This window comes from Treponema sp. Marseille-Q3903, assembly GCF_014334335.1.
Classification (GTDB): Bacteria; Spirochaetota; Spirochaetia; order Treponematales; family Treponemataceae; genus Treponema_D.
On sequence record NZ_JACSEU010000001.1, the window covers coordinates 1,022,715 to 1,041,529 of the forward strand.

Annotated in this window: 14 protein-coding genes; 12 read left to right on the plus strand and 2 right to left on the minus strand. The window is 38.4% G+C overall.

Annotated features, from left to right (window positions below):
• Positions 1-73 precede the first annotated feature (73 nt).
• Positions 74-856 (plus strand): AAC(3) family N-acetyltransferase, encoded by a 783-nt coding sequence (locus H9I37_RS04670; protein ID WP_187381303.1) that lies wholly within the window; start codon positions 74-76, stop codon positions 854-856.
• A 187-nt stretch (positions 857-1,043) separates the two neighbouring features.
• Positions 1,044-1,736, plus strand: a complete 693-nt coding sequence (locus H9I37_RS04675; RefSeq protein WP_187381304.1) for a phosphoglycerate mutase — start codon at positions 1,044-1,046, stop codon at positions 1,734-1,736.
• Positions 1,737-1,949: 213 nt separating this feature from the next.
• Here the strand turns inward: H9I37_RS04675 and H9I37_RS04680 are convergent, their stop codons facing one another.
• Entirely contained in the window at positions 1,950-4,709 is a 2,760-nt protein-coding gene (locus H9I37_RS04680) for a type I pullulanase (protein WP_187381305.1), read from the minus strand.
• A gap of 737 nt (positions 4,710-5,446) precedes the next feature.
• Between H9I37_RS04680 and H9I37_RS04690 the strand changes: the two genes are divergently transcribed.
• From H9I37_RS04690 to H9I37_RS04725, 8 genes are all read left to right on the plus strand, one after another.
• A complete protein-coding gene (locus H9I37_RS04690) occupies positions 5,447-5,806 on the plus strand; it encodes an NAD(P)H-dependent oxidoreductase (protein ID WP_187382529.1) in 360 nt (119 codons plus the stop codon).
• Positions 5,807-5,816: 10 nt separating this feature from the next.
• The gene (locus H9I37_RS04695; protein WP_187381306.1) at positions 5,817-7,196 is read left to right on the plus strand and encodes an aldehyde dehydrogenase; all 1,380 of its coding nucleotides are present in this window, start codon (positions 5,817-5,819) and stop codon (positions 7,194-7,196) included.
• A gap of 447 nt (positions 7,197-7,643) precedes the next feature.
• Entirely contained in the window at positions 7,644-8,318 is a 675-nt protein-coding gene (locus tag H9I37_RS04700; protein ID WP_187381307.1) for an MmcQ/YjbR family DNA-binding protein, read from the plus strand.
• Positions 8,319-8,684: 366 nt separating this feature from the next.
• Positions 8,685-10,193, plus strand: a complete 1,509-nt coding sequence (locus H9I37_RS04705) for a carboxylesterase family protein (RefSeq protein ID WP_187381308.1) — start codon at positions 8,685-8,687, stop codon at positions 10,191-10,193.
• 63 nt (positions 10,194-10,256) lie between these two features.
• A complete protein-coding gene (locus H9I37_RS04710) occupies positions 10,257-10,784 on the plus strand; it encodes an ATP-binding protein (protein ID WP_187381309.1) in 528 nt (175 codons plus the stop codon).
• Between the two features lie 12 nt (positions 10,785-10,796).
• Positions 10,797-11,561 carry an alpha/beta fold hydrolase gene (locus H9I37_RS04715; protein ID WP_187381310.1) on the plus strand — a complete coding sequence of 255 codons (765 nt, stop codon included), beginning with the start codon at positions 10,797-10,799 and terminating at the stop codon, positions 11,559-11,561.
• Between the two features lie 17 nt (positions 11,562-11,578).
• Positions 11,579-12,625, plus strand: a complete 1,047-nt coding sequence (locus H9I37_RS04720; protein ID WP_255422496.1) for a DMT family transporter — start codon at positions 11,579-11,581, stop codon at positions 12,623-12,625.
• Between the two features lie 71 nt (positions 12,626-12,696).
• Entirely contained in the window at positions 12,697-13,506 is an 810-nt protein-coding gene (locus tag H9I37_RS04725) for a class I SAM-dependent methyltransferase (protein ID WP_187381312.1), read from the plus strand.
• Between the two features lie 230 nt (positions 13,507-13,736).
• Here H9I37_RS04725 and H9I37_RS04730 read toward each other — a convergent pair whose 3' ends face one another.
• Positions 13,737-14,912, minus strand: coding sequence for a hypothetical protein (locus H9I37_RS04730; RefSeq protein ID WP_187381313.1), 1,176 nt, complete (start codon positions 14,910-14,912; stop codon positions 13,737-13,739).
• 266 nt (positions 14,913-15,178) lie between these two features.
• Here H9I37_RS04730 and H9I37_RS04735 point away from each other — a divergent pair, with 266 nt between their 5' ends.
• Positions 15,179-16,507 (plus strand): ABC transporter substrate-binding protein, encoded by a 1,329-nt coding sequence (locus tag H9I37_RS04735; protein ID WP_187381314.1) that lies wholly within the window; start codon positions 15,179-15,181, stop codon positions 16,505-16,507.
• A 56-nt stretch (positions 16,508-16,563) separates the two neighbouring features.
• Positions 16,564-18,672, plus strand: a complete 2,109-nt coding sequence (locus tag H9I37_RS04740; RefSeq protein WP_187381315.1) for a methyl-accepting chemotaxis protein — start codon at positions 16,564-16,566, stop codon at positions 18,670-18,672.
• Positions 18,673-18,815: the final 143 nt, after the last annotated feature.

The following is an 18,815-nucleotide window of genomic DNA, read 5'->3' on the forward strand; positions in this document are numbered from 1 at the left end:
CTGAACGTTTCCCTGAATGTTTTAAGAAGAAAAGTGAGAAGAGCGAAAACTAAAGAAACAAGAGGCAAATTTTATGATAACAGTATGTAAAAAAGATATAGCACGAGGATTGACAGATATTGGACTGAAACAAGGTGATGTTGTCATTGTTCATACATCGTTAAAAAGTATCGGATATGTATGCGGCGGAGCGCAGGCGGTTATAGAAGCCCTGATTGAGACAGTTACTTTTGAAGGGACAATTGTTATGCCGACTCAGTCATGGAAAAACCTTGATCCTGAAACAGGAGTGCACTGGGATGCGGAAAAGTCAGACTGGGATAAAATCAGGGAGAATTGGCCGGCATACGATAAACAGCTAACGCCGACAAACACGATGGGCGCAGTTGCGGAAATGTTTCGCCAATGGCCGGGAAGCATCAGAACAGATCACCCCGCAAGGTCTGTCTGCGCATGGGGAAAACACGCAAAATACATCACATCGGAACACACCCTTTCAAATATATTCGGAGAAGGCTCTCCTGTTGCAAAACTATATGAACTAGACGCGAAAGTGCTGCTGTTGGGAGTCGGATATGACAAAAACACGTCAATACACTTAGCAGATGTACGCGCAAAATACCCCGGAAAACACGACTGCATTGAGCACAGCGCCATACTTGAAAATGGAAAGCGTGTATGGAAGGCATATAAAACATTATTCGTTGACGGAGAAGATTTTGAAAAGATAGGAAATGCGTTTGATAAAACAAATCTCGCAACTATTGGTAAAATCGGCAATGCCGAATCAAGGTTGATGAGTCAACGCGATATCGTAGATTTTTCTGTTTCTTGGATTGAAAATAACCGCGTATAAAACGTCTCTCTTAACCTATCATTTTTGTCCCGCTTCGTTTTCGCATTTCAAAGCAAGAACTGCGGGAACGCTTGAAATGAAAGCGCTTGTTTTAATAAATGATTATCACTAGTTTTTTTGTGAAAAATTTTGTAAGATGTAACGCATAAACGAAGAAAATCTCGAAAAGTAAAGGAGAATACATCTAATGGTAAAATTGGTTTTTGCTCGCCACGGTGAGTCTGAATGGAATAAAGCCAACCTTTTCACAGGTTGGGCTGATGTTGATTTATCTGAAAAAGGAACACAACAAGCGATCGACGCCGGTAAATTGATTAAAGAAGCCGGTATCGAATTTGACCAAGCTTACACTTCAGTGTTGAAACGCGCAATCAAAACAACTAACTTGGCTCTTGAAGCAGCTGACCAATTGTGGGTCCCTGTTGAAAAATCATGGCGTTTGAACGAACGACACTACGGTGGTTTGACAGGTAAAAATAAGGCAGAAGCAGCTGAGCAGTTTGGCGCTGAACAAGTGCACATCTGGCGTCGTTCATACGATGTATTGCCACCAAATATGGCTCGTGATGATAAGTATTCAGCGCACACCGACCGTCGTTACGCTTTGCTTGACGACTCAGTTGTCCCTGATGCTGAAAACTTGAAAGTAACTTTGGAACGTGCCCTTCCATTTTGGGAAGATAAAATCGCTCCTGCGCTTAAAGACGGCAAAAATGTGTTCGTAGGAGCTCACGGTAACTCAATCCGTGCCCTTGTAAAACACATCAAACGTTTGTCTGATGACGAAATCATGGATGTGGAAATCCCTAACTTCCCACCATTGGTATTCGAATTTGATGAAAAATTGAATGTAGTTTCTGAATACTACCTTGGAAAATAACAGAAAAGAATGGGGTGTCCTAGAGATTTTCAAAATTTCATAATGGGCACCTTTTTTTTTAATGGGCGTTCGTGGCGAGATTTGGTAGCTTTGCTACCAAATCTCGCCACGTCGGCTGTTTTGCCCTTCGCTCACGCTCACCGTCCTCACTTCGTTGCGGTCGGCAAGGGGCTACATAGCCTAACGCGTTGCCAAAAAGGACAATGCGTTGTTTTACTTTTTCAAAATTACAAAGCTCTTTGCAGGAATTTCTGTAGGAATTGTTCCTGACTCATTTACAGAGCCGCTGCTTACGTCAATAAGTTTTGCATACCCCATAGTGTCGATGTGTTGTGTCTCGTCTGTAGCATTAAAATAAACAAGAAAATTTCCTGTTTTATACTTTATAAATCCTGTGGCAAGTTTTTCTGCAGATGCGGACGAATTCTTTCCGAATGCAGCTGGATTTGCTTTTCTTAACGCAATTAAACCTTTGTAAGTGTTGTAAACATCTGAATATGTAGTTTTAAAACCTAGGTCAATAGCGTTGATCGCATCACTGCTATTGTAACTGTTTTCGTCGCCTTTTTTCGTGCGAAGAAATTCTTGCCCTCCGTTTATAAAAGGCGTTCCTTGAGCCAAGAATATATATGCGGCGGCAAGTTTATCCTGCTTTTCGACTTCTGTTAATCCTGCGACACCGATTTTAGCAAATAGATCAACAGGAGGTTTTGGTGGTTTTGTGCCATAAGAATAGGAAATTGCCAGTTTATCAAACAGAGTATAGTTGTCGTGGCATTCAACATAATTTATAAATCGACCTATTACATCAACATCACTCTTTGAGCCTTGCAAACCTTTTATTATAGCGCCATCGTAAAATGTTCCCTGAACATGACCTTTTTTAAATCCACCGAATTCTGCGCCTTTAATCGCGTTACGATAATCATCATCAAAACAGCCGACTCCGTTGTTTGAATAAGTATTATCAGCACAGTCGTCTATGCTTCCCTTAGTCCCTGCTGTTATTCCGTTTTTAACGCCGCTGGTGCCGCCAGTCCAAGGTTCTCCGTATACCATAACGTTTTTATCGATTGCGGAAAGTTCTTTATAAATCTCTTTCATTGTCGATTTTTCTATACAGCCCATCAAATCAAAGCGGAATCCGTTTACATGGTAGTCAAGCATCCAGTGTTTTAAAGAATCTATTATATACTTTTTGGTCATAGGAGAGCTGGTATCAATTTCATTTCCGCAGCCGCTGCCGTTCACATAAGTTCCGTCCGCCGCCATATTGTAGTAATAGTATGGAACAGTCATATCATACAAAGAATTCTTACCTGTTCCGCTTGTGTGGTTGTATACAACATCCATAATCACGGCAATACCCGCATCATGAAGTTTTTTTATCAATGTGCGAAGCTCTAAAACAGCCTGCGTTCCGTCAGCATAGCCTGCAGTAACATAGCGACCTTCAGGCACATTGTAGTGATACGGATTATATCCCCAGTTATAGGCAGCGTTCGCATTTTTTTCCGCATAGTCAAAAACAGGAAGAATCTGAACGTGGGTAATACCCAAATCCTTAAGGTGTGCAATAACTTTAGTTCCGTTTGCAATTTCAAGATATTTTCCTGTATTGGAAGTGTTTTCCGCTTTTGCCCAGTCGCGGATGTGCATTTCGTAAATAACAGCATCTGTGTAAGATTTTGTCTGCGTTCCGTCATTACCGAACGGATTTTTATAGTATTCTTTTTTACCGTATTGAGTCCCAGAAGGAATTGCCGCTGAATCGGTATTTATATCTGTAATTTGTGCCGCAACGGAATCTGCGCTTGCAGATTTTGCATAAATATCGCAGACGTCATTTTGTTCACCGTTATTTGTGATTCTAAACTTGTAATATTTGTATGAACCAATAGATACATTGGAAAGGGACCATATTCCTTTATCATCTTTTGTCATCTGCTTAGTCTCAGCAGGTGTTTTAAGCGCGGCAGAGTTTGTAAAAAGCAAAAGTTTAACATCGCTTGCCAACGGTGCCCAAGTTTTGAACGAAGCCGATGTTCCGCTGATTGTAACACCTAGATCAGTTCCCTCATATTCATAATCACTGTACTGCTTTTTGATTGCAACAACCATTCCAACTTCTACGCCTGCATCGGGCTTAAATTTTGGATGACTTATGAACCATTTTTTAGAAGCGTCAAGATTACTGCCTAGTTTTATATACAGCGTATCGGCAAAATTATGGCTGCGGTCAGCCCTGCCTCTGTAAACGTAATTTTTTACATCGGCAACAATAATTTCAGCTCCGTCGTCTGATTTTAATACAAAGTTGTTAGAAGATTCTCTTGTTTCAAGTCCGAGCTTAACGGAAAGAGTGAGCTTTATTGAGTCCAATCCTTCCGCCGCAGCAGAAACAAATGTAGGTTCAAAATTTTTTTTGATAGAATAGACAGCAGTGTCATTGCTTATAGTCATAAAGTGCTTTCCTTCAGTTAAAGTCATAAAACGGTCTCCGTCGGGATCTTTTCCCCATTCTGCATTGCGTATAATAAAGTTCAACTTATCATTCTCAGCTATAGCGCTTTGTATTTCGGTCAAACTTGAAGTAAGCTCACTGATGTCCCAGTAGGCAATATCTTGTCCATCGATATTGCGTTTTTCTGCCTTGCCGTTTGTCGCATCATATCCAGCCCCTCCGTCTCCACCTGTTTTCCATAGCCACAAACCCCAGTCTTCATATTTACCGTCAGGTCTATAGTAAAAAAGAATCACTTTATTATCGGCAGGATCTATCTCCTTAGCCAATTTAGACGCGGCAGAAATAACTTTCGATTGCTGTCCTATAGTGCCCGGTTCAACATCGTATGCATTTTTATTTTCACCGTGAGATTTTGTTTTACCACTTGTTAGTCCTGCACAGCCCAAAAATAAAACAGCAGAGAGAACGAGCGTGGCAACTCCAAATTTTAAGAGAATGTTCTTCATAAAGCCTCCAAAAAAATCATGTAGATTGAAAAAACGATATGCGTTGCACTCGTAAATTCTTTATATATTAAAACATAGACGTTTTTATATAAGCAAGTCAATACTCAAAAAAAAGATAATAAAACTTTCATTACGAAACGTCACAATGCAACAGATTTTTCTTCGCTAACAACTATCTTTATAGTTTCCAATTTTTATTAAAAGAATTCCTTGACAACAAAAAAGTAAACGGTGTATTAATAAATAAAAAAAGTATACGGTGTCTATTTTTTTATTTAGGAGGAAAATTATAAAACGCGATACAGCAAAGCTAAAAGAAAAATTGATTCAAATCGGAATCGAGCAGATTAGAAAAAAAAGGTGTTGATCAACTGTCGCTTAGGACTATTGCCGGAATTTGTGATGTTACTCATGGCACTTTTGTATCGACATTTAAAAAGCAAGTAAGAGTATCTAAAAATTGTATTGGTGGAGATTGCGGCTTTTCTTAATCATGAGATAGACTCCGGAGTCGATGAAAAATCTTCACGCGGTAAACTTATTCAAATGGGATTCAACCTTATAAATTTTGCAAAAAATTATCCTACTTTTTTTGAAGAGTTGTTTGTAAAGTTTCCCTTTAAATAATTACGGGGCTTGCTGTTTTCGCAAATAGACCGATAGGCAAAGACCTTGATGACAATGCAATACAAGATAATATCGAACACATGCTTGATATATATAAAAGGAGGACAATTATGAATATTTTAATTATTTACGCGCATCCGAATCCGAAAAGTTTTAACGCGGAGATTTTCAAGCAAGTTCAGGACAACATTCCAAAATCGCATACTGTTCAAACTTTGGACTTATACGCTAAATATTTTGAGCCTGTTTTGAAGTTCGATGAAAATCATAAACGGCGCGATTTAGCCAAACTTGAAGAAACAAAAAAATATCGTGATTTAATCACTTGGACGGATCGGATAATATTCATCTTTCCTGGTTGGTGGAGCGGAATGCCTGCAATTCTCAAAGGTTTTATAGACCGCGTTTTTGTAGCAGGATTTGCTTATTCATACAAAAAAATCGCCTCTCTGGCTGGAAAAATCAAGTGATGGAAAAAAAATGACCGAGCAAGATATTATAAAAACAATAAAACGACAGAATGAGTATTTCGAGTCCGGGGCAGCGCAAAGCAGAAAGGCCAGGCTTGAATCTCTTGAGACTCTTGAGAAGGCTATAAATATTTATAAAAATGACTTGTGCGAGGCATTAAAAACTGACTTGGGTAAGAGCGAGGTTGAATCTCTGATGAGTGAGCTAAGTCTTACATTTGCTGAGATAAGATGGCTCAAAAAGCGTTTAAGGAGTCTTATGCGAAAAAAGCATGTGCGCACACCTATTGTTCAGTTTGCCGCTAAAAGTTTTAGAAGTCCATCTCCCTATGGAACTGTTTTGATAATAAGCCCTTGGAATTATCCTGTTCTTCTTACTCTGGAACCGCTCTCCGACGCTTTGGCAGCCGGAAACACTGTGATTTTAAAGCCGAGTGCCTATGCACCTGAAACTTCCAGAGTATTAAAAGAAATGATTGAAGAGTTTTTCGACCCGGAATTAGTTGCAGTTGTAACCGGTGGGAGAAGTGAAAATAAGGCGCTTTTGCATCAGAGATTTGACAAGATATTTTTTACAGGAAGTAAGTCTGTAGGAAAAGAGGTGATGAGGTGCGCGGCAGAGCATTTAACTCCTGTAACTCTTGAACTTGGTGGAAAAAGTCCCTGCATTGTAGAAAAAAGCGCAAAAATAGGTTTGGCTGCAAAGAGAATTGTATTTGGAAAATTCTTAAACTGCGGACAGACTTGTGTAGCGCCTGACTATATTTTATGCGACCGGAATATAAAAGACGAGCTTGTTGTGGCTATAAAAAAAGAGATAGTTTTTCAATTTGGGGCGGAGCCTCTTGAGAATCTGAATTACGGAAAAATTGTAAATGAAAAACATTTTGACAGATTAAAAAGTCTTATAAATGCGGAAAAAATAGCCTTTGGTGGAAAATGCGACAGAGAAACGCTTAAAATAGAGCCAACTGTACTGGTCGATATAACTTGGGATGATGCGGTGATGGAAGATGAAGTTTTTGGTCCCTTGCTACCAATTCTTACTTACAAAAACTTAGACGAGGCGTTTTCTGTGATTGAAAAAAATCCTCGCCCTTTGGCTCTGTATTGCTTTACGGAAAATAAAAAGGTCAAAGCGGATGTGCTAAAAAAATGCAGGTTTGGCGGTGGCTGCATAAACGATACTGTTGTTCATCTGGCTACAAGCGAAATGCCTTTTGGAGGAGTTGGAGAAAGCGGAATCGGCTCTTATCACGGAAGGGCCGGCTTTGAGGAATTCAGCCACACAAGGAGCATCGTAGATAAAAAAACTTGGATTGATATGCCGATGAGGTATCAGCCATATACCGAAAAAAAACTCAAGATTTTGAAATGGCTCTTAAAGTAAAAAATCAACAACCCCGACTCAGAGCATCGGGGTATTAAACCATCCGCACGAATAAAGTCGGTAAGAGAGCGTGGGAAGACGTAGTATTTCAAGGAGGTTTACAAAAGATTATGACAGAAAAAAGAGTGGAAAATCAGACTTTTAAGCAAAACCGAAAATATTTTTAAATCTCAGCGATGTTCCTTATCGGTATTTTTCAACATCGTACGCTACTGATGATTATAGAAAGGGATATCCGCTGTACACAATAAAAGATGCCGCACATAATACGAATGTTTATAAACCTGATGAAGTGAATAAAATCATAGAGGAGTTTACCGGCATTTGTAAAATAAAAAAAGTAAATCATCATATTGTTGTAAACGAAATAAACGGCAAGATAATCTCATAATGCGTTTGCGCTATGCAGTTTGATTTTGCCCTTATCTATACTTTTGGTGGTGTTTAATGACTATTGAAGAAAAGGCGTTTGAAAGAAAACGGTTTGTTTTTGAAAAACTTTTGGAATATGGATTTAAAAAGGTTGGAAACGATTTTGTTTTTGATGCTGATTTTATGAATGGAGATTTTCATGCTGTGATATCAGTCTCTGAGAGCGGTATTATCTTTGGCAAAGTTATTGACGTTATGAATGATGAGGAATATACCCAGCTCAGAATTGAAAATATGAATGGGGCGTATATTGGAAAAGTGAGGACTGAATATTTAGATTTACTTTCAAATATAGCCGAGTCTTGCTGCGATGACGTTCTTTTTTCATTTGACCAAGCAAACCGCATAACAGATATGATTTTTGATAAATTCGATATTCTGCCGGATTTTCCGTGGCAGAAAAGTAATTTTCAAAGTTATGGCGTTTTCAGGCATCAAGATTCCCGAAAATGGTTTGCACTTATAATGAATATAAAATGGAAATCTATTCTAAAAAATAAAAATGATAAAAATGTCGATGTCATAAATCTCAAAATAAACCCAGATGACAGCGACAAATTGAAAAAATTTGAAGGAATTTATCAGGGCTATCACATGAATCACAAAAATTGGATTACAGTTGCGCTTGATGACACTTTGCCTGATGAAGAAATTATGAAGCTGATCGATACCAGCTTTGAGTTGACTTAATATGTAACAATAGAAACTTTATGGGGTATGATGAAAATCGCTGTCAGAGCATGCCTTTTTGTAAAGAACTGCAATGACACTATTGATATACGGGTGCAAGAGTGATTGGCTGTTTTTATGCGACTTTTTTTTGATTACATGACTAAATCTTGACAAGTTAGTTAATTATAACCATAGTAAGTTAACATTGTAAACAAGGCGATTTGAGGCGCTGCCGCTAACGCGGTGTTTTATAGGAGCGTGCTAAAAATTACATACTTGTAATTTTTAGCACTAAAGTTTATTTCGCGCGTGCGCTCCGTAAACTTTAATACAGCACCTCCATGTGCTGCCGCTAACGCGGTGTTTTAGTTTTATAGGAGAAAAATGATTTTTAAGACTGAACTTGGAGAATTAAATGGAATTCCTTTGGGAAAAAGCGATAATGGAAAAATTGTCTATGAATTTCATAGCATTCCCTACGCAAAAGCAAAACGCTTTGAAAAACCTATCCTAATAGATGACTACGAAAACGGCAAACCTATAAACATGGAAGATACTGTTTGTTTTCCTCAACATGGATATCCTCTGTGGCTAAATCGCTTTATAAAACACCACATGATGCGTCCTGAGTTTTTGCCGATGAAAGACAGACAAACGGAGGACGCTCTTGTAGTAAATATATGGACGAACGATTTGACTGGAAATAAACCTGTCACAGTATTTTTTCACGGTGGCGGAGAGGGAAGCGGGACAGTTCCTATGTACACCGGCGGAAATCTTGCAAAAAAGGATATTGTCTCTGTGACAGTTACGTATCGGATTGGTTGCTTTGGATATATGCCGACTTTTGATAGAGGGCAAATGACTGCAAATCTGGCATATTTTGATCAACAAGCGGCACTGCTTTGGATTAAAAAGAATATTCAGTATTTCGGCGGAGACCCTGCAAATATAACATTGATTGGGCACTGTGGTGGAGCGCTAGCGGCATTGTACCACTTTTTGAACCCGATAAGTCAAAAGTGTTTTGACAAATTAATGCTCCTGTGCGGCAATCTCCCAACGCTGACCACAAGAGCAAAAGCGGAATCGAACTATCCAAATATGCTGAAACACTACAAATGCAGCTCTCTCGAAAACCTAAAATCGCTGCCGTCAAATCGTTTTTTGAGGCGCAATTCAATAGGGATGGGAGATGTCCAGGATGGCGATTTTTTTATAGATGACCCGAACAAATTGATGGAATGCAGGCTTTTTCCGTCAATTCCTATTCTTATCGGCACTAATGCTGATGAGTTCTCCATGATAGAACTACCTATGTATTACAAAGTTCTTGGGATTGCCACAAAAGAAAAAAATGTAGATGACGCATTGACAAAGAAATATGGAAGTTTAGCGTCTATGCTTAAGTCGGCTTTTGTCGCTGAAGCAAACAAAGCGGTCGATTTACAAGTTAAAATCATGGAGCTGCTCGTCTTTCACAATTCCGCATATCGCTTGCTGGAGACAGTTAAAGGAAAATGCCCAGTCTACGGATATCGCCTGAATTTTGTGCCTGACCTCTATAACGGGCTCAGAGGCAGTTATCACGGTGCGGAACTGGCATATTTTTTTGATAACTTTGACAAGATGAATATTCCTTATACGAAAAAGAACAAAATGGAAACAGCCATTATTCAAAAAGACTGGCTACAGTTTGTTAGAAATGGAGTTATTGAAGGCAGGGAACGATATGATGAGACTGAGCACATTACAAATTACGATTCAGATATTAAATCAATCCGTTTTCCGAAAGAGGAGCTTTTGAAAAAGCTGTCCGATTCCGACATTTTTGAAAAAGTAAGGCGAAGCTATATTCTTGGAATGAAGGAAGATCCGACGGGCAAAGTTTGATTACAATATTGTCCTCCGGAACTATAAAGGTTAAACTTTGCGTTGAGGCAGTGGAAAAAACAAATGGTTATTTTAATTACAGGTGCATCGCACACAGGAAAAACGGCACTCGCTCAAAAATTGCTCGAAAAATATAAATATCCGTATCTTTCAATCGACCATTTAAAAATGGGATTGATTCGTAGCGGTCAGACAACCCTTACGGCTATGAGTGACGACAGAAAGCTGACAGAATATTTGTGGCCGATTGTCAGAGAAATAATAAAAACCGCCATAGAAAATAAACAGAATCTTATTATCGAAGGCTGCTACATACCATTTAATTGGTCGAATAGTTTTGATAAAAAATACATTGATGATATAAAATACTATTGCCTTGTAATGACTGAAAAATACATAAAAGCCCACTTTTCCGACATAAAAAAATACGCAAATGTTGTTGAAAACCGCATAGATGACAAATGGTGCACTTTGGAAAGCGTACTGGATGATAACACGCAGACCCTTGAAGATGCAAAAAAATACAAAGTCAACTACGTGCTTATAGATGATAAATATGAAATTGAAATTGAAAAGTTAAAATTGATATAAAAGGGGGCATTCATGAATATTCACGAATTTGGAAAAAATAATGCTGATGTCATTGTTTTATTGCACCCACTCGGTGCTAGATGGGATGTCTTTAATTATGTTATACCGACATTAGAAAAGCAATATCATCTTGTTATCCCGGCAATGCCAGGCTTTGACCCCAACGAACCGAATACTGATTTTACAAGTGTGGAGCAAATTGCCGATGAGATTGCCGGATGGCTTACGGAGCATAATTTAAAAATTAAATGCCTTTACGGTTGTTCTATGGGAGGAGGTATAGCGGCACGGATTTTAGCCGTCGGAAAAATCGCTACTGACTGTGCTGTGATTGACGGCGGTATGACTCCGTATCAATTTTGGAAACCTTTGACGTATATTGTTGGTGTTCGTGATTTTGTGATGATGGAGATTGGAAAGCACATGAGCGTAAAAGCGTTACGCAGTATGTTCGATCCTAAAAAATACACGGAAGACGATCTTAAGTATATTAAAGAGGCTATGAATGCTATGAGTGCTAAAACAATATGGCGTTCGTTTTATTCCTGCAATAATTACTCTATGCCAAATCCGCTTCCGCCTGTAAACTACCCTATAGTATATTGGTACGGTTCTGACGAAAAAAAAGCACGTAAATGGGACATCGCATATATTAAAAAAGCATTTCCAAATGTGCAAATCGTTGAAAACGCTGGTATGGACCATGCGGAATTTTTTACATTGCATCCGAAAGAATTTTGTGAAAAACTTATCTCATGGATTTGTTTTGCGGTATGAAAAAAAGCAGAAAAACAATGGCAGTAATATTCGCGTTGCTCGCAGCTACTTTTTATGCAATCAATACGCCGTTTTCAAAAGTTCTTCTAAGTAAAATTTCACCTGCACTTATGGCGGCTTTTTTGTATTTAGGTGCAGGCGTAGGAGTCGGTATTGCGTACTTATTCCACATAAAAGGTGAAAAAAAATCAGAAAGGCTGACGAAGCGAGAACTCCCTTATGCGATAGGGATGATTTTGCTCGACATAGCCGCACCAATATTTTTGATGATTGGAATAAAAATCGGTTCCGCATCAAATGCTTCTTTGCTCAGCAACTTCGAAATTGTAGCGACAACACTAATCGCTCTGTTTGTGTTTAGGGAAATGATAACATTTAGGCTATGGATTGCAATCATACTTATCACACTTTCGAGCATAATTTTGACTTTTGAAGGAACAGGGAGTTTTAAACTTTCTTTAGGTTCTTTGTTTGTCATCATGGCGACTTGTTGCTGGGGATTGGAGAATAACTGCACCAGGAAAATTTCAGACAAGAGCACTTATGAGATTGTTTTTCTAAAAGGATTTTTTTCCGGTAGCGCCTCGTTTATTGTCGCCGTCGTTTTAGGTGCGCATATTCCTGAATTTAAATATGTTGCAGCTGCAATGCTGCTCGGTTTTGTAGCGTACGGACTGAGCATTTTTATGTATATAAAAGCCCAAAGAGAGTTGGGAGCAGCAAAGACCAGTGCATATTATGCAGTAGCTCCTTTCATCGGCACTTTTTTAGCATTTGTCATCAATGGAGAACAGCTTTCCGCCTTATATTTTGTAGGATTGATTTTCATGTTGTCGGGGACAATCTTTGTCGTATATGATACAATGACAAAGCATCATTTTCATGGACATTCTCATATAATTGTTCACACACACAACGGCACAACACATACGCATGTTATCACCCATGAGCACGAGCACAATCATATCGCATCAGAAAAAAAACATGCTCATAGACATAACGAATATATGGATAGCGAAGAACATAAATCGGCGCACGCAAACGCAAAAAGCAGATCGCTTTGAAATATAAAAAGGAAATAATTAAATGTGTTGCAAATTAAAACAAGCGCAGCATATCGTATAAGGAGAACACTATGAACGAATTTAACGGTGTGGCAGATACAATGCTCATCCCAATGGCGGCACGAATCTATGTGTCTAAAAACTTTCCCGAATACTTTTATGACAAAACAGCATTATCTTTAGAAGAAAAAATTCCTTCTGACGCGCTAGAGCGGATTTGGAAATCGTCTTCCGAATATACTATGCTAGCTTCTGTTGCCCGCTATTATAATTTTGACCAGATGATTAAAAAATTTCTCGCTCAACATGAAAAATGCAATATCGTCAATCTCGGCGCCGGGCTTGAAACTGCTATTTTTAGATTAAAAGCGGACAACGCTATTTTTTACGAAATCGATTTGCCGGAAGTGATTGAACTCCGCAAAAAAATCTTAGGCGAAAAAGAAAACGAAAAGCTCATCTCTGCCGACCTTTTTTCATTGGAATGGACTGATAGCATAGATAAGTCTCTTCCGTCTTTGTTGATTGTTTCCGGTGTATTCCAGTACTTTCACGAAGATAAAATCATTTCTTTTTTGGAGAACGTCAAAAAAAGTTTTCCAAAAGGCGAGTTGATTTTTGATGCAACTAACGAAATCGGCATTAAGTATGCAAATAAATATGTACAAAAAACAGGAAATACTTCGGCACAGATGTATTTTTACGTAAACGACTGTCCGGCTTTTGCAAAAAAATGCGGCATGAGCTTGATTGAACATCGCACATTTTATACCGATGCGCGAAAAATGCTGAAACGCAAGCTAAAGCTTTACACCCGAATCGCTATGAAAGTTTGCGACGACGGCGGAAGGACAGTTATTTTACATTTAAAGTTGAACTGAACAATGCAGGACGTGGCAGGAAGGGCGTCCGTCGCTCGCTGCGCTCGCGCCGCCGGCTGTTCCGCCCTTCGCTATCCGCTCACCGTCCTCACTTCGTTGCGGTCGGCAAGGGGCTCCATAGCCTGACGCGAATTTGAAGTGCACCCCCAAAAAAAAGCCTCCAAAAACCGAAGTCAGTTTTTGGAGGCACACTTCATTTTGACCTGTCCGAAGTTTTTCAGGTTGATAAACTATTTTATATAAGAAACGCCGATAGCGTTTAATTGGTCTGTTTTTACCCTTGTACTTATAACATTTCCAGCATATTTTCCATTTATATCGCTGATTGTCACAGATGCATAATGAGCTTTTGCATTATTTCCGTCATCTTCTGTTGCTGTCCAGTAATCATTCCAGCCGAGTTCCGTATTATTTCCGTCGCTGAAAACTTTCCACTGCCGAGTACCGTAGGTTTCCCATAAGTTTTTAATTATAACTTCCATTTCCGCTTTTGAAGGAAGATATGTGTTTGTAAGACCGGTCTTAGCGTTTGCCCACGTTTTATTTGTAAGCCGTTGAGCGCCATACTGCGACACTACAAGATAGTTCCAATCACCGGCAGGTTTTGATGATGAAGTTTTTACAGAATCAGCAGAATCTGTTTTTCCTAAAATATACGCAACATATCCTGTCTGGGGTTTCCCGTCAATATCATTTACATTTGTAATTTTGTCCCCGATACTGTATTTTGACCAAATCATATATAATTTAAGAGTTCCCGCATCTACCATAGCCTGAGTAACCGGAATCTCTCCTCCAATATTGTATAGAGGATTTTCATCGGTTTTTACAGTAGACCAGCCGAACTGTCTTTTCTCCATACTCTTCGCTTCTTTTGCCGGAAGTAAAATTTTTTCGCCGGCTTTATAAAGATTGCGTTCAAAACGGAGCTCGCTTGAATTATTCACATAAACCCCATTATAGTCTACGGATACATAGAGCCTCTTGTTTATTATTACATCATAAGTTTTAGGAGTTCTGCCCGAACCTTCTATCAAAATTGTCTTGAGAGTTGAAAGTGTAATGCCGCTAATTTCCGGTGTGTCATCTTTATCGGTTATATCGTATTTTGTGCCGGTTCCGTTAAACTGAACGGTACTGCGATATCCAAGCGCACAAACTTTTACAACTACATTCGACCATGAATCTATATTTGACGGCAAATCTATTGTTATGGATGAATTGTCTACCTTACCTGAAAAATGACTGCCGTCAGCGATTACATGAAAATAGGAGATATATGCGCTGGCTTTATTCGTCGGTTCTCCTTCGCCTGAATCTATTGTGGTGCCACCGCAAGAACTTAAATTGCCGATAATAAATGCTGCAAAAATAAAAGCAGCAAACATTTTTAATAATTTTTTCATGATAAAAACCTCCTATGATTTTATCTTTTTTTTTTTGCGAAGTCGAACACACTCGACTTCGCAAAAAAAATTAATCTTCATTAGGTATTTTACACTTCCAAAAAAGACTTTTCAAGAAAAAAAAATGCATCGTAAAGTTTTTTCGTATCTCTGATTTTTTATATATTTTTTATATCAAAATCGCTGCATGCTTGTTTGAATATTCGTTTCGGCCAAAACAAATAAATTGACAATTTTGAAGATTATGCATTATCATCATAGCTATTATGATTTTAAATTTGCATAGTAAAATTGTAAAATTTTTACAATATGGTTTTTGTTTTATTTTTTGTTTAACTTGTTTTGGTTGTTCAAATGCTAAATCGACTTCTGTTTCTTCTACGATAGATTTCTGGTCTTTTCCGAATTTTACATCAGAATCAGGTGTTGAAGGCGATTTTGAAAGAAGTTTAATTGCTGCTTTTGAAAAAGAAAATCCCGGCATAAAAGTAAATTTCAAACTTATCACATTTGCAGATGGAGCTGCAGAAATTGAAGAAGCTATAAAAGCAAATAAAGCTCCTGATGTTGTATACGATGCGCCTGGACGAATTATTGTATGGGCAGATAAAGGACTTCTTGAGCCTTTAGACGATGTCCTTGCGACGGAAAAACCTTACATCATCACAGGTTTGCTGTCTGTTTCTGCCGGCAAAGACAGACGAACTTATATGTACCCAATGCACGAAGGACCTTTTTCTATGGCATTCAATAAAGAGATGCTCGAAGATTTGAATCTTATAGATTTGCTTCCGTATAAAAGGCTTGACAGGAGATGGACTCTTGCCGAATATGAAAAACTTCTGACTGCTTTGCATAAAAAACTCCCTGCCGGAAAAACTCCGGGTGTATTTTTCTATAAGACTCAAGGGGGAGACCAGGGAACAAGAGCATTTTTGATGAATCTTTACGGCGGTGCAACTCTTTTAAATGGAGACTATTCAAAATACACATTCAACACTTCACAGGCTGTAAAAAACGTCACGTGGACTGTAGATGCAATGAAAAAAGGTCTTTTGCTTGACGGTAAAGAAGCGACTTCAAACGATGCGATAAAGATGTTTGTTGAGTCTAACGCAGCCCACACAATTTTATATTCTCCGCAGTTGAATAAAATGTATGATGGAAAACGTTCATACAAAGGAAAGAATTTTACTCCAATATATATGCCGTTCCCGAACGACAGCGGCGCTCCTACTCTTGAGTTTCTTGCAGGAGGGGCTTGTGTATTCAACAACGGCGACGCAAATAAGATAAAAGCTGCAAAAAAATTCTTACACTTTGCGGCAACAGATGAAGTGTGGGCAAAAAAGCTCGTATCGGCTACAGGCGGTTTTCCTGCAACTTCAAAAATTGAGATTGAAACTGATGACGATGAAATATTGTACAACTCTGTTATGCAGCGATTTTTCGGTCAATATTATAACAATATCACCGGCTTTGCAGAGATGCGCAGTTTCTGGAACACAGCTTTGAAAGAGGCTGCCAACGGAAAAGATGTTCAGAAGGTGCTAAATGATTTTGTGCGCAATTCGGATGCAACTTTAAAAAATTAGGCAAATTATAGCTTTTGTTATATACAATTATTGACGATATCTTATGAGGTTTCAAAATGACAAATATAAAAAATAATAAAGTTTTTTCTATCAGAAATAAAATTATTGTAGTTTTTGCTATTTTCTCAATAGTTTTTCTCTTTATACTTGGAGTTTTCTCTATTTCGCTTGCAAGGACCGGGCTTTTATCTAATTCAAAATATTTTATAAACGAGCTTGCGGAAGATGCTTCGAACCTGCTCGACGAGCGTTCCAATTCCATCTTTGGAAAACTTGAGGCATTTTCAAATATCCCTGATATTCAGAATGATAGCATTCCTTATTCTAAAAAAATCAAGATTTTTGAAAACGAAATTCAGACTCAAAAATTGCGCGGATGGATCAGTTTTGGAATATGCGGCACAAACGGAGTTTTATACAGCACAGACGGAACTGTAAAAAATATATCTTCATCAGGTTGGTTTAAAAGAGCCATTTCAGGAAAGAACGCTCTTACAGAGCCGAATTTGTCAAATGAAGAAAGAACTTACATAAGTTATGCAGCAATTCCGCTAAAAAACTTGCAGGGAAAAATCACCGGTGTTTTATGTGCTTCAATTTTTGGAGACTCTCTTTCAAACCTTATAAGCGATGTAATTGTCGGCGAAACAGGAACAGCATATATTTTGAATTCTGATGGAGTGATTCTCGGAAACAGACAGCCTGAAATTCTGTATAAAAGTATTTTTTCAACTATGTCAGGACAAAAAGATAATGATTTGGAAAAATCACTTAAATCAGTATTGAAGGATAAAAAATCACACACATTTACTTTAAAAGTAAACAATGTAAAATACATTGCCGCATCTTCAAAAATGCGCTATACGGATTGGACTGTTTTAATTGTCGCTCCTATCTCAGAATTTGTTTCTTCAAATATGAAAATGATTATAAGAACGCTGTCACTTATCGCTTCTATTCAGCTTATAATTGCGATTTTGATTGGACTTGTTATTACAAACACTCTTACAAAACCTCTAAACAGAGTTACAGAAGCTCTTAGAAACATTTCTGATGGTGAAGGCGACCTCACTGTAGAGCTCCCTGTAAGCGGTGGCGATGAAACAGGAAGAATGTCTTCGTATTTTAATCAGACGATTTTAAAGCTCAGAAAATCTATCAAAAAAGTTGGAGAAGATTCGACTTTAATGAAAGATGTTGGTTCAGAACTTGAAGGAAACATGATTTCTGTAAGCGAAATCGTAAAAGATATCACAGAGAGCATAAACACACTCCGCGAAAGATTTAATGAACAGGAAAGAAGTGTTACAGGAACTGCTACTGCAGCCGGTGAAATCATCAAGACAATCAGAGTTTTGAATGAAAGCATAAGCCAACAAGTTTCTGCAGTAGATGAATCATCTTCTTCGTTCGAAGTCATGTCACAAAGTATTTTCAGCGTAGGCGAAAATGTAAAAAAGACAGAAGATTCTATCAATAAATTGGTAAGTGCAACTGTAGACGGTAGGGAATCTTTAATCATCGCAAATAACGTTTCGCAGAGCATTTCTGAGGCATCAGGAAGTTTGCTTGAAGCGAGTGCCGTTATAGAAAATATTGCACAAAAGACAAATCTTCTTGCAATGAATGCGGCAATTGAAGCAGCACACGCTGGCGAAGCCGGAAAAGGATTTGCCGTCGTTGCTTCTGAAATCAGAAAGCTCGCAGAAGGTTCCAGCGCTCAAGGTAAAAAAATCACAGTTACACTCAAAAAAGTTTCTTCCGAAATCAACACTCTTGCAGAATCTGCGGCAAGCGCTGTAGAAAAATTTAACTATATCGCCGATTACTCTCATGAAGTAAACGATTCTATCAAAGCTGTTGTAAATGCGACAAGCGAACAGGAAGGAAGTAGTTCAAGCATTTGGAAAACTATTCAGAATGTAAGCAATATGACAGGATCTGTAAAATCAAGTTCGGATGAAATGCTTAGCAGAGGTGAACAGATTTCGAAAGAGACTATCCAGCTTGGCGATATTACAAAAATACTTAGAAATTCTATGGATTCTATAGAAGAGCAGATATATCAAATTAACGCTGCAACTCAGGAGTCTCTTGAAATCGCTATCAAGAACCGCGAAAGCATAGACAGCCTTGCGGGCGAAGTAAAACAGTTTAAGACCTGATAAAATTTTTGTGCGGCGAAAGTTTGTCTCACTGCATTTTGTGCGGCGAAAGTCTATCACATAGCATTTTCAACATGTATGATGGATTTTCGCCTTCGCTTTTTTTAATTCATTTTTACATCAACAACCTGAGCGACAACCTG